Origin of the sequence: Paenibacillus glycanilyticus, assembly GCF_030161375.1 — a bacterium.
GTDB classification, from domain to species: domain Bacteria; phylum Bacillota; class Bacilli; order Paenibacillales; family Paenibacillaceae; genus Pristimantibacillus; species Pristimantibacillus glycanilyticus_B.
Map to the genome: position 1 here is coordinate 340,165 of NZ_BSSQ01000006.1, position 23,281 is coordinate 363,445.

Here is a 23,281-nt window from a genome sequence, read left to right on the forward strand (position 1 = left end):
AGCCATGGCTGCGCCATTATCCGCCGGAGATTCCGGCTTCTCTAGACTATCCGAACCATGGCATTCCGCAATTTCTCATGAACGCGGTAGAGAAATTTCCGGCGAACGAAGCCGTGCATTTCCTTGGCAAGTCGCTTACCTACCGCGAGCTGTACGATCATACTTGCCGCCTGGCGAATGGCCTTATCTCGCTTGGAGTGAACCGCGGCGACCGGGTCGCGATCATGCTGCCGAACTGCCCGCAGGCGGTCATCTCCTACTATGCCGCTCTAAAGGTTGGGGCCGTTGTTGTCCAGACGAATCCGCTGTATGTCGAGCGGGAGCTGGAGCATCAGCTGAAGGACAGCGGGGCCACAACGATGATTACGGTTGACCTGTTCTACGGGCGTCTTGCCAATGTACGGGGCGAAGACCCGGAGGCAGGGCCGCTGCCGAAGCTGAAGAACGTCATTATTACGTCGCTCAAAGACGGACTCCCTTTTCCCAAAAATCTCCTCTATCCAATCAAACAACGCAAAGACGGCTTCAAAGCCGACATTCCGTATGGCCGCCAAGGCGTTGTATCCTACCGGAAGCTGCTCTCTTCCAGTTCCAATCTTCCCGTTATCATCGATATTCACGGCAGCGATCTTGCCCAGCTTCAATACACCGGCGGTACAACCGGAACGCCGAAAGGGGTGATGCTGACACATCGGAACCTTGTGGCCAATACGATGCAGACCTCGGCTTGGTGTTATAAGGTGAAGGATGGCTACGAAAGATTTCTAGCGGCGTTGCCTTTATTCCATGTATTTGGATTAACCGTATTAATGAACTTTTCGGTTATGCGTGCCGGTTCGCTGGTGCTGCTGCCGCGATTTGAGACGGAAACGGTGCTCGATACGATCAGCCGCCAACAACCAACGTTGTTTCCCGGCGCGCCAACGATGTATGTCGCTCTTATCAATCATAAGAAATCCGCCAGCACCGATCTGTCTTCCATCGAAGCTTGCATAAGCGGATCGGCCGCGCTGCCGCTCGAAGTGCAGGAGCAATTTGAGCGAATGACCGGAGGCAAGCTGATTGAAGGTTATGGCCTGACGGAAGCTTCCCCGGTGACGCATGCGAATCTGATCTGGGGCAAACGGAAGAACGGCACGATCGGCATGCCGTTTCCCGATACGGTTGCCGCCATCTTAAGTCCGGAAGGCAAGCTTCTTCCTATCCGCGAAGTCGGGGAGTTATGCATCCGGGGGCCTCAGGTAATGAAGGGGTATTGGAACAATCCGGAGGAATCCGATTTGGTGCTTCGGGGAGGTTGGCTGCATACCGGGGACCTCGGTTATATGGACGAAGACGGCTTTTTTACGATTGTGGACAGAATCAAGGACATCATTATTGCAGGCGGCTTCAATATATATCCGCGCGAGGTCGAAGAGGTGCTGTACGAACATCCGGCCGTGATGGAAGCGTCCGTGTTGGGCGTGAAGGATCCATACCGGGGCGAGACGGTGAAAGCGTACATTGTACTTAAAAAAGGAACCTACGCATCGGCTGCCCAGCTTGATGTCTGGTGCAGACAGAAGCTTGCGGCCTTTAAGGTTCCGCATTTGTATGAGTTCCGGGAGTCTCTCCCGAAGACGATGATCGGCAAAGTATTAAGGCGCAAGCTGCTTGAAGAGGAACTTGAGAAAGATCAAGAGCAATGAGGCGGTGATGGCGCGTGGCGGAGGATTTTGCCGCGGAAGAGGCGGATAGGAAAAGTCATCTGGACCAGCTCGAGGAGATGGCCAGCGGAACATTTTGGAGCGAGCTAGGCTGTGAAGTCGTATTTGCCCATGAGAAAAAAGCGGCGATCCGCCTACACGCGGAGAGGCGTCATCTCAATTTGATTGGCATCGTTCATGGCGGGGTATTGATGTCTATGCTCGACAATGCAATGGGGTTGGTCGTTATGATGGCATGCCGCGAAAAGACGGTAACCGCGGGCCTTAACACGCATTTTCTGGAGAGCGCGAGAAGCGGAATATTGGTGTGCGAAGCCGAGATTATACACCGGATCGGACGGACGATTACCCTGCAGGCCGGCGTGAAAGATGAAGACGAGAGGTTGATTGCATGGGGGAGCGGGTCTTACCGAATTGTGTCGAGGTAACTTTTTTTTAGGCTGATTGGCCGAGTTGCTGTCGGATTGCCGGTCCGATATAATAACCTATATATGGAAGAAAAAAAATTACGCGGATAAAGTGAAACCAAATCAGCGTTCAGCCGATAAATATAAGAAGAGAGGAGGCGGAAGAATGGTCGACGGATGGATTACGGCAGTCGTATTGATATTTGGCATTGCTGTTGCACTTATTGGCGTGTTTGCTTATTTACGAATGTTTAATAGAAACGAAACGCATCATTCCTCTGTTGAAATTCCGCCTCCAACGCCTCCTAAGTCTGCTCCGGCAGAGGATGCAGGTCCGGCTGCAAACCCTCCCCGGGACAATTAGGCAAGGGCCCAATAGGCAATTTGGATATTTCACAATCTGGCCCGGAATGTTATAATAGTAAGAAAAATGCAAACATTGTGACTCATTGACCATGGAGTTGCCTGCACTAAAATGGGGGGTAAAATCCGCATCCGTTCTCGGATTTGTTGTTTAGGACGACCATCCAACGTATAGGGGAGGAGATTTCATGGCGAAACATAGCCAAAATGAGGTCAAGGAAAGCCTGAAGGAACTCACGAGAATTTTTCAACCGAAAGATCCTCGTAAATTTGTACGGGATTATATCCGGAAGTACAGAATTACGGGCGGTTATGAGGATGAGCTAACAATTTTGGTGGAAGACGAGATGGGTAAGATCAACTCCTCGGTCAGCTGAGTAACTAACGAAATGGCTTTGTACCTGTAGATTGCGGGTGCAAGGCCTTTTTTGTGCCGGAAATCGGACAAGCGCGGACGTAATGGTTTTGTAAGGATTTAATAAGACTTTTGCAAGAGCCCCGTTCTTCAATGGTTAGTTATGTCCGGTAAGCTGGGTATCGTAGAGAGCAGGGACGATATTCATAGGCTTAAAGGAGAGATCGGGATGAAGAAACAAGTATGGGCGATTGTTGTGATAGGAGGCGTGTTGCTGCTAAGCGCATGCAATGGAAACAACAATAAAGACGACATGAACAATAAGCCGTCGACATCGGCCGAGATGAACGACAACAAGATGATGAACGACGGCAAAGCTATGAACGATGGCAAGATGAACGACGACAAAGCTATGAACGATGGCAAGATGAACGACGACAAGATGATGAATGACGACAAAGCTATGAACGACAGCAAGATGATGAACGACAGCAAATAATGTTCGGTAAAACGGCCGCCCCTCATGGGACGGCCTCTTCTTCTATCTTTTTTGCCGAGCGTAAAGTCGTATCTTATAGAAACAAGCCGTATAATAAAAGCAACTAGAGGTTATTGAACGGAGGGCAGAAGATGGGAGCCTGCATTGTAGTCGCGGACGATGAACGGAATATTACGGATGTGTGCCGACGGTATTTGGAACGGGAAGGCCATCGGGTATGGGTGGCCGAGAATGGAGAAGAGGCGGTCCGTCTCTGGAAGGAGCATCGTCCGGACTTGCTGGTGCTCGATCTGATGATGCCCAAGATGGATGGACTGGAAGTATGCGATACGATTAGGCAGACCGATGATACGCCGATTATTATGCTGACTGCCCGAGGGGAGGAGCCGGACCGGCTGTTAGGTCTGACGATGGGCGCGGATGATTACATGATTAAGCCGTTTAGTCCGAGGGAGCTTGTCCTGCGGGTGAATAATATTTTGCGGAGAATGGGCTGGAGCAAGGAAGCTGCCGCAGGGAGCAAAGGCAACCATGCCGAAAATGTAAAAAGCTTGGATCAGCAGGCAGCAGGCGAGCAAGCGATCCATCTCGAGGATTTGTCGATCTACCCGCAGGAGAGAAGAGTTTCCGTTCTTGGATCGGACATTGAATTGACCGTTAAGGAATTTGACCTGCTTCATTTATTGGCGATGTACCCGGGGAAGGTGTTCTCGCGCAGCCAGCTATTGAATCAAGTATGGGATATTGCGTATGACGGCGACACGACAACCGTTACGGTTCAAATTCGGCGTCTGCGGGAGAAGATTGAGCCGAATCCTTCCGATCCCCGCTGGATCAAGACGGTATGGGGCATCGGCTATAAGCTGGACCATAAGGGGAGTCCGGCATGAAACTCCGCACTTACCTTTTGCTCGCGAGCACGATAAGTATCGCCTTTATTATTGTGCTGCTCCTTGTATTCTTTCAATATATGCTTGTCACGCGGGAGCAACTGGTCTGGTTATGTACCGCTACCGTTGGCGCCGGTCTAGCCTCTGCGCTGCTGTTCTTCCTGCTTGTGCGACCGCTTGAAAACTCGGTTCGAAGGGTGGGAGAAGGGGCAACGCGAATTGCTGCTGGGGACTTGCGGGCACGGGTCGAGGCGACGGGGTTGAAGGAGTTCAGGCAACTAGCCGAACAATTCAACCGGATGGGTACCAACCTTGAGCACAGCTTTCAGCAAGTAAAAGCCGCCGAGTCCGCCCAGCGCGAGCTCGTGGCGAATATGGCCCATGATTTGCGCACGCCTCTTGCCTCCATGCAATCTTATGCGGAAGCGCTCGAGGATGGCGTGCTGGAAGACGAAGCGGAATACCGGCGTTACATCGCTACTATTCGATCGGAGACCATTCGGCTAAGCGAACTCATTCAGGATCTGTTTGAACTGTCTACCTTGGATGCCAGGGCAGAAGCAGAGGAAGGCGTTGAGCCTGCCGTGGTAGAGGATGTGCTGCTTGAGCTGCATCCGAGATTCTCGCTTCAGCTTGAAGCGATGGGGCAGCAGCTTCGCGTCCGCTTGCCCGAGCGGCCGCTGCGCGTGAACATGCGGGCGAGACATCTCCAGCGCGTGTTGCAAAATCTGTTGGAAAACGCGGTTCGTTACTCCCCGCAAGGCGGGATTATTTGGATCGCTGCAGATGAATTGGCGGACGACGTTGTCCGTCTGTCGGTTACCGATGAAGGAGCGGGAATTGCGGAAAGCGACCGCAAGCGGATCTTTGACCGCTTTTACCGGACGGACCGCTCCCGCAGCCGCGAGGGCGGAGGTGCCGGGCTTGGATTATCCATAGCCAAGCTGCTCGTCGAGCAATATGGCGGGACGATTGGGGTAGAGCAGCCGGAAGGGCAAGGCAGCAGATTCTGGTTCACGGTTCGTGAAGCGAAGACGGTTCATTAAGGAAAGGAAGCGTGGGAATGGGCGAATTATTGCGGCGGCTGCGCAAAGGTTTTGGACGAAAGCTGGCTATCTTGCACGCCTGGAACGGCTGGATTGTTGTTGTTCTGGCTTTGTCCGGCATTATGCTGGTCATGAACTATTGGCGGGGCGTGCTTGGCGAAGGCCGGGTATGGCTGAAAGAGCTGCATATTATTGTCGGACTGCTGTCGTTGGTACCGGTAATCTTTTATCTGCTTCTCGCGGCCAAGCACTGGAAGCAGCTTCGGGGCAAACGTTGGCAGAAGTTTAATGTCTTTGTTGTGCTGGGACTACTCGTCGGATGGTTTATCTCGGGCGTGCTGCTCTGGCAGTTCCGGGCGGTTGGACCATGGTGGTCGAACCATGCGCTGACGGTGCATGATCTGCTTACTTGGATTGGGTTGCCTTATATCATCTACCACTCCATTACGCGGGCCAAGTGGCTCAAGGAGCCTAACCGCCGAGTCGTGCGCACGGAACGGGAAGGGAAAGCCGAGGCCGAAGCAACGGTCCTTCACCCTGCGGCAAGTCCGCAATCCTATTTGTCCCGGCGCGCTTTCGTGAAGTGGGCCGTCGGCGGCGGCATTGCGATTGCGGTTGGGCCGTCTTTTCTGAAATGGACCGTCAATACGCTAGGCGTCAGTATCGGGAACCCTTCCTATGAGGAGATTGTGACGAGGGATGGCAATGAGCTTATTCCTTTGCCGCAGCCGATGCCGGCTTCTTCCCCTCCAAGCGGAGGAGGAGCCAAAGGCGAATTCCGGATTTATTCGGTGACGCCAATTCCGAGTTTTACGAATGAGAACTGGTCCTTCACGATTGATGGCTTGGTCGATAAGCCCATGAAGTGGAATTGGGAGCAATTCGTGAAGCTGACGCGCAAAGTTCAAGTGAGCGATTTCCACTGCGTGACGGGCTGGTCGGTATATAAGAATACGTGGGAAGGCATACCGCTGAAGCAGTTCCTCCAAGAAGCGGGCGTAAATCCGACGGCAACGACGGTAAAGTTCTATTCGGGAGACGGCGTGTACACGGACTCGCTTACCCTCGAGCAAGCGCAGATGGACGATATTATGGTCGCGATGCTGCATGACGGCAATCTGATTCCGAATGACCTCGGCGGTCCGGTCCGGCTGATCGTGCCGAAGATGTATGCGTACAAGTCGGTGAAGTGGCTGAACCGGATCGAGCTGATCGACAAGGATCATGTCGGCTACTGGGAAGAACGCGGTTATGATAAAGATGCTTGGATATAGCAATCAGGTGCCCCGTAAAGAATAGCGAATAAGAGAAAGCCGGATTCCCCAACTATGAGGAATCCGGCTTTTTTGAATTTCAGGATTTCATGAACTTTGCGCCTACCGAACCGAAAGAGATTGCAATGAAAATCCAGGACAGCAGACTGATGATGGATGAGGTAACGCCTGTAGCGGCAATCCCGCATACATTGAGTACCGCTGCGAGCAGGAGCAGGATACCGACATAGGAGGGGGAGGTTTTTGAACGGGTGATAGCGATACAAATTAGAATGGAGCCAATAAGCTGAAGGAGAAAGGAGCTAAGCGGAAAGATGGCGATATTTGTACCGAAGCTGTCATGTATGGCATCCGGCGCAGTGTCTGCGAGATAAGGAAGGATTGAAATTAAGAAGCCGGCCATCGGTAAGGCCAACAACAGGCTGAGAGCGTACAGGAACGTGCCGATCAGGCTGAGTTTTGCGTGACTGCCGGATAAGTGCTTTATATAGAATGCCGGCAATCCAAAGGTCAGCAAGCCTCCTCCCAAAAATAAAAGCGAGTTGTACACGATCCATGAAGTTTCTTGAAAGTTGCTGGCGGGAGCATCTAGACTGGTATCCGTGAAAAACGAAGCAAAAGCCGAAAAAACGCCGATAATGGGGGCGACAATAAGAAAAAAACCGGAAAATCGCTGCAAGCTTGCAGTAGACATCGCCTTTCCTCCCCTGGATTTAATTAAGGCTTATTGTCTAGATCGTATCAGCTGGACTTGCTGTGCGCCAATTATCCAAAAGTAGTATTTAATGATTCGCCGGAACCCGACAACAGAGCGCGGGAGAGCAAGGCCAGTTGTTCTATTTTTTTGTAGGCCATTTCGAATAGAACTGGTCCTATAGTCATATTCTTTACTATAAATTATGAAGGAGTTGGTCAAGTACGGCCAGTCTTGATTCCTAAACGTCATTTCTGTCGCAATTCGTCATGTTGGTTCAGAGGAAAAATGTAAAGGAGGTTTAAGTCGCGAGATGCCACGTTTACGACGCGCTAGGCGACTGGCACGAAAACGGCAGTGGGGGACGGAGAGAGATTCGACGCCCCTGTCTATATTTCATGATCAGCCATCCACTCGGAAAATGGTATACAGCCGCTTAGCTATTATTTTGACCATCGGGTTTTGGGGTACATATGTCATAACGACAATAATAAGGCAGTATTTCAAAGGTCCCAATACGTTCCCTTTCGTCATGCAGTCTCTTGGTTATCTATTGATTGTCACGCTTTTGACTTTTTCGGCTCTCATGTATCTTCTGGCACGACAAGGCGCCTTGCATCGGTTCAGCAAGCATGTGCGTGTACCTCGCGCAGAGATTGATAGATACTTCGAGGAGAACCAGCCAACTGTTACCGTGCTGATACCGTCCTATAATGAAGAGCCGGGAGTAGTTAGAAAAACATTGCTGTCGGCTGCCCTGCAAGAGTATCCCCATCTTCGAATTGTCCTCTTAGTGGACGATCCTCCGTATCCTGCTGATTCAGCGACTCTAGCTCGACTTAATGCCACCCGGCAGTTGACCACAGAGATCACCGAGTTATTTGCCGAACCTCGTCAGGTTTGTGAATCCAAGCTTGTAGAATTCTTTCGCGATCAGGCGTCATCATCGCATGTCAGTCTCGCGGTTGCGCAGGAACTGGCCGAGCTTTATGCTTGGGCGGCGAATTGGCTAGAACAGTTCGGCAGCAAGGAACAGAAGGATGACCATGTCGGGGAGTTCTTCGTAAAAGATGTGGTAGGCAGTCTCTCAGAGGAGCTGCGCCGGGTCCATGAAGCCTTGATGGCCTCCTGCAGCGAAGAGGTAGAGCTTCCCGTCGCGAGAGTTAGTCAGCTATACCAACGTTTGACCTGGATCTTTAATGCGGAGCTTGATGTCTTCGAACGAAAGAAATTCGCTTCCCTATCACATGAACCTAATAAAGCTATGAACCTCAACTCGTATATTGGGCTTATGGGACGAACATTTAAGCAGATAAATACACCGGATGGTCCTGTCCTTATGCCCGCGTCGGGTTTTCGGAGCGGTGAGACGGTTTCTTTTCCGGATAGCGAATTTGTGCTTACGTTAGATGCGGATTCTATCTTGCGGTCCGGTTATTGTTTGCGTCTTGTTTATTTCATGCAGCAACCGGACCATGCCCGCGTTGCGGTGGTCCAGACACCGTATTCTTCCTTCCGCGGAGCCGCTACCCGCATTGAGCGGATTGCCGGAGCTACAACGGATATCCAGCATATTTTGCATCAAGGGATGACGTATTATAACGCGACGTTTTGGGTCGGGGCTAACGCCATCATACGCAAATCTGCCTTGGAAGATATCGGCGAGACGGAATGGGTGGGAGGTTTTGAAATACGGAGGTTTATTCAGGACCGCACCGTCATCGAAGATACGGAGTCCAGCGTCGATCTTGCGAAGCATAATTGGACGCTTTTCAATTATCCGGAACGTCTAAGCTACAGCGCAACTCCGCCCGATTTCGGATCTCTCATCGTACAAAGGCGCCGATGGGCTAATGGCGGCCTGATTATCTTGCCAAAATTATGGTCTTTGGTTAGAGATCGCAAGCGGCAAGGAAACGCTATGTCCAAGGCCGAGATCTGGCTTCGTTTGAACTATCTGGCCTCCATTGCATGGGCGAGCTTTGGGCTTATTTTTCTTCTAGCTTACCCTATCGACGGACGGCTTCTAAGTCCCTTTGTCCTGTTGGCGGCGTTGCCTTATTTCATTGCAATGGCCAGCGATCTGAAATACAGCGGGTATAAACGGAGCGACGTGTTCAGGATTTACGGTTTTAACTTAATTCTGTTACCCGTAAATTTGGCAGGTGTCTTAAAGTCCATGCAGCAGGCATTAAGCGCCCGGAAAATACCGTTTGCCCGGACTCCTAAAGTGAAGGAACGAACGGTATCTCCCATGCTTTACGTGATTTCTCCATTTATCGTGATTGGAGTTTCATTGTTTACATTGTGGCAGGGCACCGTGCAGCATAACTGGGGAAATGCCGCTTTTGCAGCCTTTAATGCCACTACGGCCGCTTGGGCTTTGGTGGAATTTATCGGCATCAAAAATACATTTGTTGATATCTGGCTCAGCGTCCTAAACTGGCTATACGTTCCGGTGAAGAAAAAACAGAGCGATCAGGAGATCGAGCCCGCAGCGCGCGTTGGCTGGCAAGCGATTCTGTATCATGGCGATGCAGAGGGACGGCTGCCTGAAAGCGCAGTTGATCATCTTGCGTTAACGGAGAGAACGTCCTATCCGGAAGAAAAAGAAGTGATGACCTCATGACTAGCGCCGCGAAGAGTCTGGTTGGGGAACGGCGCTTATCGCCACTGCGATTAGTCATTCTGTGTACGGTTCTTGTTAGTCTAATCACCGCAGGTATCCTGGGAGCTGCCGGACGGATATGGCAAATCTGGCCTGCTGAGGCTGCTGCCCCAAATCAATGGTTCGCTCCATACGTAGACGTTACGGCCACTCCCGTATTCACATTCCAAGATCTTGGTTCTACCGAGCATAAAGACGCCGTTCTTGCCTTCATTGTATCGGATCGGACAAATGCCTGTACTCCGTCTTGGGGCGGTGCGTATACCTTGGATCAAGCCGGCGACGCTCTGGATCTTGACCGGCGTATTGCCCGGCTGCAGCAACAAGGGGGCAGCATTGCCGTTTCCTTCGGCGGCCAGAAAAACAATGAGCTTGCTATCGGCTGTACGGACTCGGCTCAGCTTGAAACGGCTTACCGGTCGGTAGTTGACCGTTATAATCTGACTACAATTGACTTGGATCTCGAGAACAGCGGACTCACGGATACTGCTGCCGGCAACCGCCGCGCTGAAGCAATTGCCAAGCTGCAATCGGAGCGACGGGCGGCAGGCAAGCAGTTGGCGGTTTGGTTAACGTTGCCCGTCTCGCCGCAAGGCCTCAGCCAGGAGGGGACGAATGCTGTTGCGCAATTGCTTCGGCATCATGTCGACTTGGCGGGCGTCAATGCGATGACAATGGATTATGGCTCAAGCCTGTTGCCGGAGCAGACGATGCTGACCGCTTCGGAAAGCGCCTTAATCCAGACGGTACGCCAACTTAAGATTCTGTACCAGCAGGCAGATATGCAGCTCAGCGATGATGCCTTATGGTCGAAGATTGGCGTAACGCCCATGATCGGCCAGAACGATTTTAAGAACGAAATTTTCACTTTGGATGATGCGCAGGATTTGAACAAGTTTGCTCTTGCCCGCGGCGTTGGCCGCATGTCTATGTGGTCGGCTAACAGGGACATTATGTGCGGAAGCAATTATGTTGACGTCAACATGGTTTCCGACGCTTGCAGTGGCGTGAAACAAGACCAGTACGGCTTCTCCGATTTACTTGGCATGGGCTTTGAAGGGAACATCATGATGAGCTCTGGTCTCATAACCAAGTCGGACCAAATGGAAACCAGTAGTGAGCAGCAACCAGATAACCCGGAGACAAGTCCCTATCAGATCTGGTCGCCAACGGGCATCTACCTTGCAGGGGAAAAAGTCGTTTGGCACCATAACGTCTACGAGACCAAATGGTGGACAAAAGGCGACATTCCCGACAATCCGGTTCTGCAATCCTGGCAAACGCCATGGAATCTCATAGGGCCGGTATTGCCCGGCGAAAAGCCGATTCCGCAGCTTGAAGTGCCAGCGGGTACGTATCCATCCTGGTCAGATGATACGGTCTATGATGCGGGCCAGCGGGTCATCTTCAAAGGTATTTCCTATCAAGCCAAATGGTGGAGTCAGGGCGATGGTCCAGATTCCTCATTATCCGATCCTGACAGCTCCGCCTGGGCGCCGCTCACGCAATCTCAGATAAAAGCGGTACTGTCTAAACTGCAGAACAAAGCGGAGAAAGTACCGTAACGAGCTTATACAGCCCGCCTCCTAACGAGGGCGGGCTGTATTTTTGGTTATCCTGCAATTGCAGTGACGTGATTAAAGGGCAAAAAGGAAAAAACTTCAAGCGTAGCGAAATCTTTTTACAGACCTTGTAGAAATTCGCTTTCCCCAATCGACATCTATACGTAAGGCAAATAAGTAATCAATGAGAGGAGTTTGAAGCATGCATTTTACGCTAATGTTATTTGAAGGCACGGAGGATTTCGCCGCTCGCAAGGACCCGGAGAAACAGCAGGAGTATCTGGCGGGTTGGTCGCATTATGTTCATGCCTTGCGCGATTCCGGAGTTGTAGTGACCGGGTTTGGCCTTCATGCCCCGGAGACGGCTGCGACGTTACAGCGGAATGACGGAACGATCTTTGTGCAGGATGGACCTTTTACCGAAACGAAAGAACAGCTTGGCGGCTTATTCGTTATCGACGTACCGGATTTGGATACCGCTCTGGAGTGGGCAGCCCGTGCCCCGGTAAACGCCGTTGAAGTAAGACAGAATCTCCCGGCTATGTAGTTTGGGGATGCGATGGATACTTATCAGACGATCGAAAATACCGTCCGCGATTCGTATGGCCGAATCATCTCCTATTTAGCCGTTAACTGGAGAGACGATGAAGCGGTAGAGGATGCGCTTGCGGATGCCCTCGTCTCCGCATTGGAATCGTGGCCGAAGAAGGGAATCCCAGACAAACCGGAGGCATGGCTGTTAACGGTGGCTAAGCGACGTCTTATGGACCGCGTCCGCCGCGAACGCGTCTCCGAGCGCGCCTATATGGCACTGCTCGCCATGTCGGAAGAAGCGCAGCATATGGAGTCCGCGGCTTTTCCCGATGAACGGTTAAAGATGTTGTTCTTGTGCTCGCATCCCGACATTGATCCGTCCATGCATACGCCTTTAATGCTGCAGGTTGTGCTTGGAATCGATGCTGCTCGCATTGCGTCCGCGTTTATGGTGAAGCCTTCCACGATGGGGCAGCGGCTGACCCGGGCAAAAGCTAGAATCCGCAGCGAACGCCTGACCTTTGAGATGCCTGACCTGGCGGAATTGCCTAAACGTTTGGATGCCGTACTAGAAGCCATTTACGCGGCCTATGGCAGCGGTTGGGATGATCTCGCGGGCGATTCGCGGCGCAGAGGTTTAACGGATGAGGCGATTTATTTGGGAAGGCTCATCGCTGCGCATATGCCCGAAGAACCCGAAGCGCATGGGCTTCTAGCGCTTATGCTTCATTGCGAGGCACGGAGTAAGACCCGCCGCGATGAAGCAGGTGCCTATACTCCGCTCAGCGAGCAGAATCCTTCCCGTTGGTCAGCCGCCTTGATGGCGGAGGCGGAAAATGCTCTGCATGCCGCCGCCCGCCTAGACCGAGTAGGCAGATTCCAGCTGATGGCCGCTATTCAGTCGGTCCATGCCCAGCGGGCGCGGACGGGGAATACGGCGTGGAACGAGATCGCCTTGTTGTACGAAGGATTAAGCCGGATGAGTCCTACTCTCGGCGTTCTTGTAGGCCGCGCGGCCGCAGTTGCCGAGGCATATGGCGCACAGGAAGGGTTGCGTTTGCTTGAAGCCATTCCTTCCGGGACTAGGGGCAGTTACCAGCCCTACTGGGCGCTTGCCGCTCATTTGCATAGAGAGATGGGCCATGTTGAGGAAGCGCGGGCAGCTTATCGACTCGCGATTGGACTGTGCGAGGATCATGCGGTGAGGCAATTTTTGCAGCAGCGCGCCATGGAGATTTAATGCTGTTAAGACAAAGGACCGTCAACTCCTCATAGGAGAGGAAATGACGGTCCTTTTTCTGTTTTCAGAACAAGCCAAACCGCTTCTTGCACGTATTCTTGCGGTTCGGATCAACAATTTGGGATACTCCAGCTTGTTCAAGCTTAGCGAGCATGGCATCCGCTCCGTGCTTAAGCTTGTAATTCATTTCCTCTTTATACAGAGGGGTTATGCTGAAGAAATGCACATCTTTATGTTCGTGCAACTTGAGCGTAAAAAACTCTTCCGGCGATTCTACGGTGGAAGGGATAGTTACCATCATGCCCGATAGCTTCGTATTGCTGGCGTAAGGCTCGGCGGGATCGCCGTTTGGAATCGTATGATCGGTATAAAACCAGGTATTGTACTCGTGCGGAAGCCGGGCGAGCATCTTTAAGTTTCCTATAGGCCAGTAATGGTCTTCCTTTTTTAAGCTTTCTTCGGACATTTCCCAATCGGCAGGGAGGCAGATCATGAGTTCCGCATAACGGAAAGCTTCAGCGCCTTTCGGAACGGTCATAGGCAGACTGCTCATTCCGCAAGTAATTAAGGTAATGAAGTTTCGTTCTTTGGTTGGAGCAACGTATAGAACATCGAGATGGATGAGATCGGACACCATTTCGTGAAAAACGGCCTCTACCGGACCGATATGTTTCTCGACATGCTGCGTAATAAGCTCGATGGCCTCGTCATCACTTTTTGCCAAGGTAAAGGGCCTGTCCGATTGTTTATGGCGATAAATGATACTTCCTGCGGGCGAGCGTTCCTCTCTGGTCATGTGGGCTCCTTTGGGTTAAAGAGATATAAGAGAATCATATAAGATAACGATTAGTTTGGGAATATTTAGGTTGGTCAATTGTCATGTCCATGCAAAGGTCCTTGCCGGTAAGCGCGCGGCGACAAGCCGAATCTTCTCTTGAATAACTTGGAGAAATGGAATTCATCATAGAATTGCAGAGCGGCGGCAATTTCTTTAACCGACGCATGGGTCGTCTCGAGAGCTGTTTTGGCCGCAGCCAGCTTAAGTTCTTGCATATACTGGTTTGGAGACATGCCTGTTCGCATGCGGAAGCGCGTGAAGAAAGCGGTACGCGATAATCCGCTTCTCTGAACCCATTCCTCAAGAGAAACATTTTGTCCAATCGTTTGGTGCATGCGGTATAGGATATCGTCCAATTCCGGCTGTCTGCCGGACCGATTGGCCTCTTGCTCTCTGGCCAAGAGCAGCAGAAGCTCCTGCAACGCCAAGTGGGAGTCATAGTCGTAACCAGTTGGCTTCATAATGAGGTTGTTAATCAGCCGCTCGTTTATTCGGGCGGCTTCTGCCATTTTGGCGGTAGTTACGGGAATGCCTATAGGCAGCTCCAGCGCTAAAGCCATGTCCAGCGAATCGAATTCCAGGAAATAGAACTTCCAATTCCCGTTTACGCAATGGTAGGAAGCGGGGATATCGGCCGGAACGATTATATAGGTTCCAGCCGGAAGCTCGTACTGTTTGCTTCCTAGCGTAATAACACCAGCACCATCCCAGGTGGTGAATAGGCCGGGGGTGGTGAATCCTGCTGGTTTGGTTACTTGATAAGCATTGTTTGCTTCTACCTTCCAAATTAATTGAAACCGGCAAACAGGCGGCATCGCTTTGGCTTCCAGCTCGTAAGGGATATTCATAAAGGACATGGCGCGACATTCCTTTTCGATTATTTGGTACGATTATACATGTTTTAGCGAATTACCTCCATGGTTTGACTTAGCAGCCGGCACTACAATAAAGCTAACATCGGACGAAGGAGTGGTAGGTGTATGCTGCTTAAAGTAGGAAGCCGTGAATTGGAGCTTGGCGGACCTCATTTAACGGAACTCAGGGATTCGAGCGGGCTATTGCATAACTTCGGCGCATTAAGAGAGAGGCTTGCGGAGGATGGTTATTTATTGCTTCGGGGTTTCCATGACCGGGAACAAGTATTGGAAGCGCGCCACGCCGTTTTGGAGAAAATGAACAGGATGGGCAAGCTGGACCGGGATACTTTGCTAGAGGAAGGCGTAATGGCAGACGGCAGCAAAACTCTTTTTATGGGAGGCACAAACGAAGATTTGCCGGAATTGCTTAACGTGCTAAACGGCGAGCATATTATGGGCTTGTTCGACGGGCTGCTAGGAGAACCGTCGCTTACGTACCATTACAAATGGCTGCGCGCCGTCGGACAAGGGGATTTCACCGGAGCGCATTACGATATTGTGTATATGGGACGCGGCACGCATAACCTCTATACGGTATGGTCGCCGCTTGGCGATGTCGATTATGCGATGGGGGGGCTTGCGATTTGTCTGGATTCGCATCGGTTCGAAGAACTGAAGAAGTCTTATGGCACTAAGGATTCGGACCGCGATCCCGGCATTGGCCATTACACGGATGATCCGCTTGTCATTACGGAGAAATTCGGCGGCAAGTGGGCCACTACCGAGTTTCGGGCAGGTGATGTATTGATCTTTGGCATGTTTCTTATGCATTGCTCGCTTGCCAATACGACGAATCAATATCGGCTTAGCGTGGATACGCGGTACCAGTCGAGCTTGGAAAAGGTTGACGAACGTTGGAGCGGCAAGAAGCCGCGCGGACATTTTTAATAGAAGACAAACACATCGTCTAACGGCTCGCGAGCTTTGGCGATGTGTTTTTTTATTAAACAGACTGTCGAACATAGGATTACTACTTTCGAGTAATATCCAATACCCTTTCTGTGATGGTACTGTTGATGTGATTAGGAGAATTGGCAGTCCAGTTTGATGGGGAGGTGTGTCTATGTTGAGAGCAAGCCGCCATGCCGTCTTGTTGCTGACCATTATCGCTTTATTGGTTGGTGTTCTCCCTGCGGGTCTTGCCTCAGCCGCGGGTACGGCAAGCGGAGGAGGCGGTACGGAAGGGAATGGGTTCAGCGATATTGCTACGCATTGGGCGAAGAACGAGATTATGGAGCTTGTTGCGGCGAATATTGTAACCGGCTTCCCGGATGGTACGTTTAAGCCTTCCGGCCAAGTGACCAGGGAGCAATTCCTGAAGATGCTCGTAGAGCTGACGGGTAGTAAAGGTACGGACACTTCCGTCCCGTTCAAAGACGTGGAAACAAAACGGTGGTCCGCGCCTTATATTTCGTCAGGAATAAAAAGCGGAATTCTGCTGACCGCGGATTACCCGGATGGCAAGTTCAAGCCGGACCTTCCGATTACCCGGTTCGAAATGGCGATCTGGATCGTTCGAGCGCTTAAGCTGCCACCGGCGCCAACAGAGCAACTCATTAGCAAACTGAAGGACCAGGCAGAGATCAAGCAGAACAGGCCCTTAATTGAAGCGGCCTTGCAGACGGGAATCATTCGGGGCATGCCGGACGGCAGCTTCAAAGGCAAAGACAATTCGACGCGCGCGGAAGCGGCCGTTATGTTATCCCGTGCCCTTCATTATTTGGCGAGCCTATCGGGTGGGCCTCATAAAATCGTCCAATACAGACCCGAAGTCAAATTAAGCACCAGCAAAAATTACGCGATGCGGGATAGCTCGACATGGGTCATTAACGATCCGAAGCTAACCTTAAAGGCTGGCGACGTGTTCGTTATGCCTCCGAGCGACAAGTATTACGGCGGCATTGCGAAGAAGGTCGTCTCCGTCAGCAAAGAGAACGGTTCGCTTGTGGTCAAAACGTCCGTTCCGAAGCTGAAGGAAGTGTTCTCCAAGCTCGATATCAGCACAACGGAGATGCTTGATCCGAAGCTGCTGAAGCCGATTAATTCATCGGTTACCATACAGGCGACGGGGCAAAGCGCGCAACCGCTCAATATGTCTTTATACGGATCTTCCTATACCCCGCAAAATTTAGCCTCATTAACCTTGCCGTGCTTCAACATCGGTCTGAATGACGCCAAGCTTGACGGCATGACGTTTGACGCAAACTTAAACGCATGTAATTTAGGTATTAACGCGGACATCGGCTTGGATGTGGATTTCGACTGGTTCGATACGGAACTGGACTTTTATTCGAAGCTTGTTCTTACCGGTGACATTACAACCAAAGTCCATGCGACTGCCGGTACCGCCAACAGCTCGTTAAACGCGCCGAAATTCATACCGCTTACGACGCCATTCTATGTGCCCGTGTTTACGGGAGTTTTCGTAAAGGGGCAGTTGTTCGTGCGGATTGATCCCGACTTCAAAGCGACAATCGTTGTTGATTTCACGGATAAATTCCATCTGGAGCAGGGCTTCACGCTCTCCTCGGGCAACGGACTTCGCGCGATTAACAACACGACAAACACGGCAAGCCTGGATGTTGACACGAAGGCTAATGCAAGCCTTGCGGCCGGGCCGGACGTTCAGCTTACGCTGACATTGCTTGATATTGCGTATGCGGGCTTTGACCTGTATCCCGGCATCGAAGCGGGCTACAGCCGCTATTACGAGCAGGGTCGATGCGACGCGATTAATGTGGATGCTTTTCTAAGGCTGGACGTCATCGCGGGTTATGATATTTGGATAGCTTCCGATGAATTCAGGAGAAATCTGGTTAACGCGGAATATAACCTGTATCAGACGGAATTCAATTGTCCGCCGCCTCAGCCACCGGGGAACTTAAAAGCTACCTTGCAAGGCTACCGGGCTACGCTTGGTCAGTTTAACAGTACGATCATTAATAGGACCGACGTTCTGCTCAGCTGGAATGCCGTCAAAGATGCCGCGAGCTATAACGTGAAACGTTCGGAATCGCCGGGTGGTCCGTTCACCTCAAGGAAAGCGACCGGCACGCAGTTCAAAGACACAACCGCAAGAATCGGCACGACTTATTATTATCAGATCACGGCCGTGAACGAGCATGGTGAGAGTAAACCTTCCTCTACCTTGACAGTCGCCGTTACCAATCAACCGCCGCAAGCGCCGCAAAACTTAACCGCGGACAAAAGGACCGGACCAAGCGTTGTTCTCCATTGGAACGATGTTGGCGGCTTCGTCCATTACACGGTGCAGCGCGCGGATGGAACCGGAACGAATTTTACGACGATTGCTTCTAACGTAAGCGGCACATCGTATACCGATACGAATGCATCCATCCTCAAATCGTATAGTTATCGGGTTATGGCCGAGGATAACGGGGGAGTGAGCGGACCAAGCAATGTAGTCTCCGTCGGAATTATGGATATCGAAGTCATCCCGATTAATCCGGACGGCCCGAAATTGCCGGTTGTTGTAATTGCGAAGCTGCTGGCTCCGGCTAACTTTAATGCCACAACGGAAGTGAACAGCGGGAAAGTTGTGCTTAGCTGGGACGCGGTGAAAGGAGCGGCGGGCTACAACGTGATGCGTTCGGCAAGCGCTAGCGGAACCTTTATCGTGATTGGCTCCAAAATAACCGCTACCAAGTTTACGGATACAACGGCTGCGATTGGCGTGACTTACTATTATAAGGTCGCGGCGGTGAACAGCAGCGGTATCGAAGGTACTGCAACCGCGGTTAAATCGGCTGCGCCAAGCAGCGGAATACGTTAGCGTAGAACGTAGAAAAGCCGGCTGTCCTGCTCTTGCGAGCGGATGCCGGCTTTTTGTATGCGGACGATATTAGTAGCGGTCCATAATAAGCTGGGTTTTGAGGGAATCTTGAGCGAGGAGCCAGCCTTTGCTTTGCAGGTAGGTTACAAGCTCATCGTGTTTAGTAGAAGCAGTAGTAGCACTGGTTGTTTTGAAAGAAGCTTCAACGACGTATTCCGTGCCGGTGCCGGCAGCGTTTTTGATCGGCCATACTTCGATGTACAAGTCCATGCCGCTCCATTTGCCAATCGAACGTTTGGCGAGTACCGGTCCGAAGTAACGGGAAGACTGCAGCTTGCTTACGCCCCAACCGCTCGAGAGCCAGTTATTGAATTTATCCGGCGCATTGTTAATCATCAAGCTGCGCGCGTCGCTGATCGAGGGGAGATCCATGCCGCTGTAGCCGGACTTGCTGCCGGATTTGCTGCGGGTGATGCTGAGCGTTTTTTTCTGATAACCCCATTCCACTTGCGCTTCGTAGTTCGTATCGCCGGAGTTGAAACCATCGTTGTTCGCTTGCGTCAGCGCCGCGTTAATATCGTTATTGGAGATCGTGTAACGTTTCTTGTAAGACAATTCGAAATCGTCTTCGCCTTCCGTCTTGCGGATTCGGGTGCTCCAGCCGTTGTTGTAAATGTCTTTGGCGTTGGTATCCAGGAACGCGACGTTCATCTTAGTTACCGTTGTAGGCATCGAAAAAGCGCTTAATACCGTGCTTGTCAGCTTGTAGTCCGAACCAAGCGTGGTGCTGGGATTCATAAGCAGCTTCACCTCATAATCCGGCACCATGTTGCTTGCCGCATGTACCTCGGATGGCGCAACGGCTGCTTCGGCAATAAGCGTAGCTCCTAATGCAAGAACAATGGCTGCCGTACCGATGAAACGTTTGAACATAAATTCATCTCCTTTGATGTTTTCTTGGGAAAACTTATCCGAAGAAGATATTATCTATGAATTGTTCACGGATGATTATGGATATATGCAATATTTGTAAACATTAGGGAAGGGGTTAGATCGTGGAGACGCGAAAGAGGGGCTGTCCGTCTGGGACAGCCCCTGCATGCGGGCAAGTTATTGAGGACTAACAATGATTTTGGCTTGACTCTTATCGGAAGTCAGCAGGTTGAAGCCATTTTCGATAAGGTCATCCAGCACGATTTTGTTCGTGATAATCGATTTAACGTCCAGTTGGCCGGAAGCAACCATTGCGATTACTTCTTTGTATACGCCGCAATAGCCAAGCGTTGCAGTAAGATTGGCTTCTTTGGCCGTGATCTGCAAGATATCGACTTTAATCGGATGAGGGATAATCGATTCGATGACGACCTGTCCTTTTTTCGCGATGCTGGCAATGGCGTTATTCACCGTAACTTCTGCGCCGGCAGCTTCGAATGCAACGTCAACGCCGCCAGTCTCCGCAAGAATGCGTTGAACGGCGTTCTCTTCCATGCCGTTAATAACGGTAGTTGCTCCGATTTCCCGTGCTTTCTGGAGACGTTCTTTCGATACGTCAACGGCGATAATCTGGGAAGCCCCGGCAGCTTTAGCGCAAAGAATCGTAAGCAGGCCAATCGGTCCAACGCCAAATACGGCAACCTTGCTGCCTACTTTCATTTGGCTCGATTTCACAGCGTGAAAAGCAACGGCAGCTGGCTCCATCAGAGCGCCTTCTTCCAGCGTTACTTTATCGGGGAGTTTGTGAACCATGTAGTCATCGACGACAACATAATCGGCAAATCCGCCATTGGATTGCAAACCGACAAATCCGAAGTAATCGCAAAGATTGGAATACCCTTTTTTACAAGGCTCGCATTTGCCGCATTTGATCATGGGCTCAACGGTAACGCGGTCTCCAACGGCAAATTCCGAAACGCCTTCTCCAATCTCATGAACGATGCCCGAAAACTCATGGCCAAGCGTCAACGGCGCCATTTCGCCGGTAATCGGATGAGGGGTACCTTCTTGGATGACGCCAGGCGCTCCATGGTATGCGTGCAAGTCGCTTCCGCAAATTCCCGTCCATGCTACTTTTATTTTAATTTTGCCTGGCTGAACGACCGGCTCTTCTTTATTCTCGATACGAACATCGTGTTTACCATACCATACCGCTGCTTTCATGTTGATCAATCTCCTTTGCGGTTCATTATTCCTTCCCCGAAATTTTAACACCGACCAAATCTTTAGTATAATTAAAGCTATTAAAGCTACTTAATTACAACTGAAGGTGACCGCATGAATTTGGAGCAGCTGCATCATATTGTGGAAACGGCTAGACGCAAATCATTAGCCAGGGCGGCGGAGTCGCTTCATATTTCGCAATCGGGTCTTAGCCAGTCCATTACCGCGTTTGAGAAGTATCTGGGTTTTCCTATTTTCAAACGTTCCCGTATTGGAGCCGAGGTTATGCCCTCAGGCAAACGAATCATTCAGCTGGCGACGCACGTATTGGAACTCTTGGACGAAATGAAGCAAGAAGCGCAGGATCAAGTGCAACTCTTGAACAATAAAATTTCTTTGGCCGGCATTCCCGGTGTAATGGGCTCATTTATGAAGATAGCGGGCTATTTGAAGAGCAAGCATGAAGGGATTTCCATTGAGATCTCCGAGAAGGGTTCGATTCAGAGCATAAAGGAAATTGAGGAAGAGCAATTGGATGCTGCTTTTATTGCGGTTACGGAGAGTCTGCTCGTTTCCCTTGCTTCTTATACTTTCCATAAAGTGTCGGAAGGACGGATGATCATCGGAGCGGGGAAGAATTCTCCTATTGCCGCGCGCTCTTCGTCCATAACGCCGGAAGAGCTTCTCAAGCATCCGTTTGTTTTGTATGAAGATGATTTCGTGCACTGGTTTATCGATGATTTCCAGCAAAAGTACGGCAAAGTCAATGTTCTGTTCTCTTCCAATAACGTGGAGGCCGTAAGCAAGGCTGTCATTGAATGGAATGCCGTAACGATCGGACACGATTACACGTTTTTCGAACATCCCCTTGTGACGCGAAAAGAAATCGTGCCTCTGGAGCTGGAGGGCTACCAGCAAAGCCTCGTTTCGTTCGGATGGCTGATCGGCGCCCATAAAAAGACGCATCTTCTGGAAGAATGCATGGCCTTGTTTGAAGATGTTCGGCGATTGGAGGATTACGATCCAAATCATGTATAATGCATGTATATAGCAATGATAAGAGAGGCGGTTATTCCCGAATGAACAATATCGTATCGTTAAAATGGCTTCTTGCCCGCTTATATGAAACAGACCTCGTCATCGTCGACTGCCGGTTCCAGCTTGGCAAGCCGGAATTCGGCCACGAGGCTTATGAAGCTTCCCATATTGCTGGAGCGGTATATTTGGATTTAGAAAAAGATCTGTCCGCACCGGTCGAAGAACATGGCGGCCGCCATCCGTTGCCGGACATCACGGATCTGACTATCGCTCTGAGCAAAGTTGGCATCAGCAACGAAACCCGCGTTGTCGCATATGACGACCAAGGCGGCGCATTTGCCTCGCGCCTATGGTGGCTGCTGAAATATTTGGGACATGAACAAGCGTATGTAATGGATGAGGGCTTTACCGCTTGGCAAAATGCCGGCTACCCGGTGAATGCGGATCAGAAGACGCTGATTCCTGCGCGTTTCCTCGCAACCGTTCAGCACAACATGCTGGTAGAGATGGACGAAGTGAAAGAAAAGCTTGGCGATCAGAACATCACGCTGATCGACTCCCGCGACGGCGCGCGTTACCGCGGCGAAGTCGAGCCGCTCGACAAGAAAGCCGGCCATATCCCGGGCGCCATCAACCGCCTCTGGTCCGAAGCCAAAGGCGAAGAGGGCAAATGGAAACACGCGGACGAGCAGGCAAAGAGATTCGAGGGATTGCCGAAGGAGCAAGAGACCATCGTCTATTGCGGTTCCGGCGTAACGGCTTGCCCGAACGTCCTGTCCCTGCAGGAAGCAGGCTTCACGAACGTGAGACTGTATGCGGGTAGTTGGAGTGATTGGATCTCGTATAGCGAGAATCCGATTGCTGTTGGGGAAGAGTAAGGGACAGAAAAATGGATATTAGTACTTTAAGCTTATATACACCATCAAGAGGTTTGCATATCTTGATGGTGTATTTTTATGATTTGAAAGTCAACACGAAGTCAATTATTCGCTATATTAAGTATTTATATCTTAATTGCTGAGTATGTCTTCCTATATCTATCCGATAGTACAACTTTACATAAATGCTCCAACTAAGTGATACGTTGAATTAGTAATTACGGCTAGGACATAAGACAGTTTGTAGCAATACATGCATACTAGGATTCAGTAGAAAAGCACGTGCTGACAGAAAGTGTCAGGCCGGGAGTTTCAGCGCCGATATTATACAATCGACCATCTTTATCGGGCTCAAGCCTATTTGAGAAGGTAATGTATTGTTCCTTTTGGATACAATGGCTAGCAGATAAACTATGCTTTAG

At 50.9% G+C, this 23,281-nt stretch carries 21 protein-coding genes; 16 read left to right on the top strand and 5 right to left on the bottom strand.

The genetic code is table 11. The features are described from left to right. The first annotated feature begins 8 nt into the window (after positions 1-8). The 8 genes from QQK89_RS08935 to QQK89_RS08970 all read left to right on the top strand — a co-directional run bounded on the left by QQK89_RS08935 (position 9) and on the right by QQK89_RS08970 (position 6,540). Positions 9-1,688 (top strand): long-chain-fatty-acid--CoA ligase, encoded by a 1,680-nt coding sequence (locus QQK89_RS08935; RefSeq protein ID WP_284238226.1) that lies wholly within the window; start codon positions 9-11, stop codon positions 1,686-1,688. 14 nt (positions 1,689-1,702) lie between these two features. Next, positions 1,703-2,134, top strand: coding sequence for a PaaI family thioesterase (locus tag QQK89_RS08940; RefSeq protein WP_284238192.1), 432 nt, complete (start codon positions 1,703-1,705; stop codon positions 2,132-2,134). A gap of 145 nt (positions 2,135-2,279) precedes the next feature. Then, complete coding sequence (locus QQK89_RS08945) at positions 2,280-2,477, top strand: hypothetical protein (RefSeq protein WP_284238193.1); 198 nt, start codon at positions 2,280-2,282, stop codon at positions 2,475-2,477. A 187-nt stretch (positions 2,478-2,664) separates the two neighbouring features. Beyond that, positions 2,665-2,853, top strand: coding sequence for a hypothetical protein (locus QQK89_RS08950; RefSeq protein WP_091188370.1), 189 nt, complete (start codon positions 2,665-2,667; stop codon positions 2,851-2,853). A gap of 207 nt (positions 2,854-3,060) precedes the next feature. Further along, complete coding sequence (locus QQK89_RS08955) at positions 3,061-3,330, top strand: hypothetical protein (protein ID WP_284238194.1); 270 nt, start codon at positions 3,061-3,063, stop codon at positions 3,328-3,330. Between the two features lie 131 nt (positions 3,331-3,461). Beyond that, complete coding sequence (locus QQK89_RS08960; protein ID WP_284238195.1) at positions 3,462-4,220, top strand: response regulator transcription factor; 759 nt, start codon at positions 3,462-3,464, stop codon at positions 4,218-4,220. Further along, a complete protein-coding gene (locus QQK89_RS08965; protein WP_284238196.1) occupies positions 4,217-5,266 on the top strand; it encodes a sensor histidine kinase in 1,050 nt (349 codons plus the stop codon). The genes QQK89_RS08960 and QQK89_RS08965 overlap by 4 nt, the downstream gene beginning before the upstream one ends. 17 nt (positions 5,267-5,283) lie before the next feature. Then, positions 5,284-6,540 (top strand): molybdopterin-dependent oxidoreductase, encoded by a 1,257-nt coding sequence (locus tag QQK89_RS08970; protein ID WP_284238197.1) that lies wholly within the window; start codon positions 5,284-5,286, stop codon positions 6,538-6,540. A gap of 79 nt (positions 6,541-6,619) precedes the next feature. Here the strand turns inward: QQK89_RS08970 and QQK89_RS08975 are convergent, their stop codons facing one another. Then, on the bottom strand, positions 6,620-7,234 hold the full coding sequence (locus tag QQK89_RS08975) for a hypothetical protein (RefSeq protein WP_284238198.1): 615 nt from the start codon (positions 7,232-7,234) through the stop codon (positions 6,620-6,622). A 313-nt stretch (positions 7,235-7,547) separates the two neighbouring features. Between QQK89_RS08975 and QQK89_RS08980 the strand changes: the two genes are divergently transcribed. The 4 genes from QQK89_RS08980 (at position 7,548) to QQK89_RS08995 (ending at position 13,238) form a co-directional block, all read left to right on the top strand. Further along, a complete protein-coding gene (locus QQK89_RS08980; protein WP_284238199.1) occupies positions 7,548-9,863 on the top strand; it encodes a glycosyltransferase family 2 protein in 2,316 nt (771 codons plus the stop codon). Then, positions 9,860-11,467: a chitinase gene (locus QQK89_RS08985; protein ID WP_284238200.1), complete on the top strand. Its 1,608-nt coding sequence runs from the start codon at positions 9,860-9,862 to the stop codon at positions 11,465-11,467. Before QQK89_RS08980 ends, QQK89_RS08985 begins: the two co-directional genes overlap by 4 nt. A gap of 199 nt (positions 11,468-11,666) precedes the next feature. Continuing rightward, positions 11,667-12,011, top strand: a complete 345-nt coding sequence (locus QQK89_RS08990; RefSeq protein ID WP_284238201.1) for a YciI family protein — start codon at positions 11,667-11,669, stop codon at positions 12,009-12,011. 12 nt (positions 12,012-12,023) lie between these two features. Beyond that, a complete protein-coding gene (locus QQK89_RS08995; protein ID WP_284238202.1) occupies positions 12,024-13,238 on the top strand; it encodes an RNA polymerase sigma factor in 1,215 nt (404 codons plus the stop codon). A gap of 64 nt (positions 13,239-13,302) precedes the next feature. Here QQK89_RS08995 and QQK89_RS09000 read toward each other — a convergent pair whose 3' ends face one another. Together QQK89_RS09000 and QQK89_RS09005 are read right to left on the bottom strand one after the other, a co-directional pair. Then, entirely contained in the window at positions 13,303-13,962 is a 660-nt protein-coding gene (locus QQK89_RS09000; RefSeq protein WP_284238203.1) for a suppressor of fused domain protein, read from the bottom strand. Between the two features lie 146 nt (positions 13,963-14,108). Continuing rightward, on the bottom strand, positions 14,109-14,933 hold the full coding sequence (locus QQK89_RS09005; RefSeq protein WP_284238204.1) for an AraC family transcriptional regulator: 825 nt from the start codon (positions 14,931-14,933) through the stop codon (positions 14,109-14,111). Between the two features lie 123 nt (positions 14,934-15,056). Between QQK89_RS09005 and QQK89_RS09010 the strand changes: the two genes are divergently transcribed. Further along, positions 15,057-15,881 (top strand): phytanoyl-CoA dioxygenase family protein, encoded by an 825-nt coding sequence (locus QQK89_RS09010; protein ID WP_284238205.1) that lies wholly within the window; start codon positions 15,057-15,059, stop codon positions 15,879-15,881. A 175-nt stretch (positions 15,882-16,056) separates the two neighbouring features. Continuing rightward, the gene (locus tag QQK89_RS09015; RefSeq protein WP_284238206.1) at positions 16,057-18,786 is read left to right on the top strand and encodes an S-layer homology domain-containing protein; all 2,730 of its coding nucleotides are present in this window, start codon (positions 16,057-16,059) and stop codon (positions 18,784-18,786) included. Positions 18,787-18,855: 69 nt separating this feature from the next. Here QQK89_RS09015 and QQK89_RS09020 read toward each other — a convergent pair whose 3' ends face one another. Both QQK89_RS09020 and QQK89_RS09025 read right to left on the bottom strand, forming a co-directional pair. Then, positions 18,856-19,719, bottom strand: coding sequence for a hypothetical protein (locus QQK89_RS09020; RefSeq protein WP_284238207.1), 864 nt, complete (start codon positions 19,717-19,719; stop codon positions 18,856-18,858). A 177-nt stretch (positions 19,720-19,896) separates the two neighbouring features. After that, entirely contained in the window at positions 19,897-20,943 is a 1,047-nt protein-coding gene (locus QQK89_RS09025; protein ID WP_284238208.1) for a 2,3-butanediol dehydrogenase, read from the bottom strand. Between the two features lie 114 nt (positions 20,944-21,057). Between QQK89_RS09025 and QQK89_RS09030 the strand changes: the two genes are divergently transcribed. Next, the gene (locus QQK89_RS09030; protein WP_284238209.1) at positions 21,058-21,981 is read left to right on the top strand and encodes a LysR family transcriptional regulator; all 924 of its coding nucleotides are present in this window, start codon (positions 21,058-21,060) and stop codon (positions 21,979-21,981) included. Positions 21,982-22,022: 41 nt separating this feature from the next. Beyond that, positions 22,023-22,859 carry a sulfurtransferase gene (locus QQK89_RS09035; protein WP_284238210.1) on the top strand — a complete coding sequence of 279 codons (837 nt, stop codon included), beginning with the start codon at positions 22,023-22,025 and terminating at the stop codon, positions 22,857-22,859. Positions 22,860-23,281: the final 422 nt, after the last annotated feature.

Coding starts and splice junctions, on each gene's coding strand:
- QQK89_RS08995 (WP_284238202.1), top strand. CDS start 12,024: ATGGATACTTATCAGACGATCGAAAATACCGTCCGCGATTCGTATGGC.
- QQK89_RS09010 (WP_284238205.1), top strand. CDS start 15,057: ATGCTGCTTAAAGTAGGAAGCCGTGAATTGGAGCTTGGCGGACCTCAT.
- QQK89_RS08960 (WP_284238195.1), top strand. CDS start 3,462: ATGGGAGCCTGCATTGTAGTCGCGGACGATGAACGGAATATTACGGAT.
- QQK89_RS08975 (WP_284238198.1), bottom strand. CDS start 7,234: ATGTCTACTGCAAGCTTGCAGCGATTTTCCGGTTTTTTTCTTATTGTC.
- QQK89_RS08985 (WP_284238200.1), top strand. CDS start 9,860: ATGACTAGCGCCGCGAAGAGTCTGGTTGGGGAACGGCGCTTATCGCCA.
- QQK89_RS08945 (WP_284238193.1), top strand. CDS start 2,280: ATGGTCGACGGATGGATTACGGCAGTCGTATTGATATTTGGCATTGCT.
- QQK89_RS08980 (WP_284238199.1), top strand. CDS start 7,548: ATGCCACGTTTACGACGCGCTAGGCGACTGGCACGAAAACGGCAGTGG.
- QQK89_RS09030 (WP_284238209.1), top strand. CDS start 21,058: ATGAATTTGGAGCAGCTGCATCATATTGTGGAAACGGCTAGACGCAAA.
- QQK89_RS08950 (WP_091188370.1), top strand. CDS start 2,665: ATGGCGAAACATAGCCAAAATGAGGTCAAGGAAAGCCTGAAGGAACTC.
- QQK89_RS09035 (WP_284238210.1), top strand. CDS start 22,023: ATGAACAATATCGTATCGTTAAAATGGCTTCTTGCCCGCTTATATGAA.
- QQK89_RS08965 (WP_284238196.1), top strand. CDS start 4,217: ATGAAACTCCGCACTTACCTTTTGCTCGCGAGCACGATAAGTATCGCC.
- QQK89_RS09005 (WP_284238204.1), bottom strand. CDS start 14,933: ATGTCCTTTATGAATATCCCTTACGAGCTGGAAGCCAAAGCGATGCCG.
- QQK89_RS09025 (WP_284238208.1), bottom strand. CDS start 20,943: ATGAAAGCAGCGGTATGGTATGGTAAACACGATGTTCGTATCGAGAAT.
- QQK89_RS09020 (WP_284238207.1), bottom strand. CDS start 19,719: ATGTTCAAACGTTTCATCGGTACGGCAGCCATTGTTCTTGCATTAGGA.
- QQK89_RS08955 (WP_284238194.1), top strand. CDS start 3,061: ATGAAGAAACAAGTATGGGCGATTGTTGTGATAGGAGGCGTGTTGCTG.
- QQK89_RS08970 (WP_284238197.1), top strand. CDS start 5,284: ATGGGCGAATTATTGCGGCGGCTGCGCAAAGGTTTTGGACGAAAGCTG.
- QQK89_RS08990 (WP_284238201.1), top strand. CDS start 11,667: ATGCATTTTACGCTAATGTTATTTGAAGGCACGGAGGATTTCGCCGCT.
- QQK89_RS09015 (WP_284238206.1), top strand. CDS start 16,057: ATGTTGAGAGCAAGCCGCCATGCCGTCTTGTTGCTGACCATTATCGCT.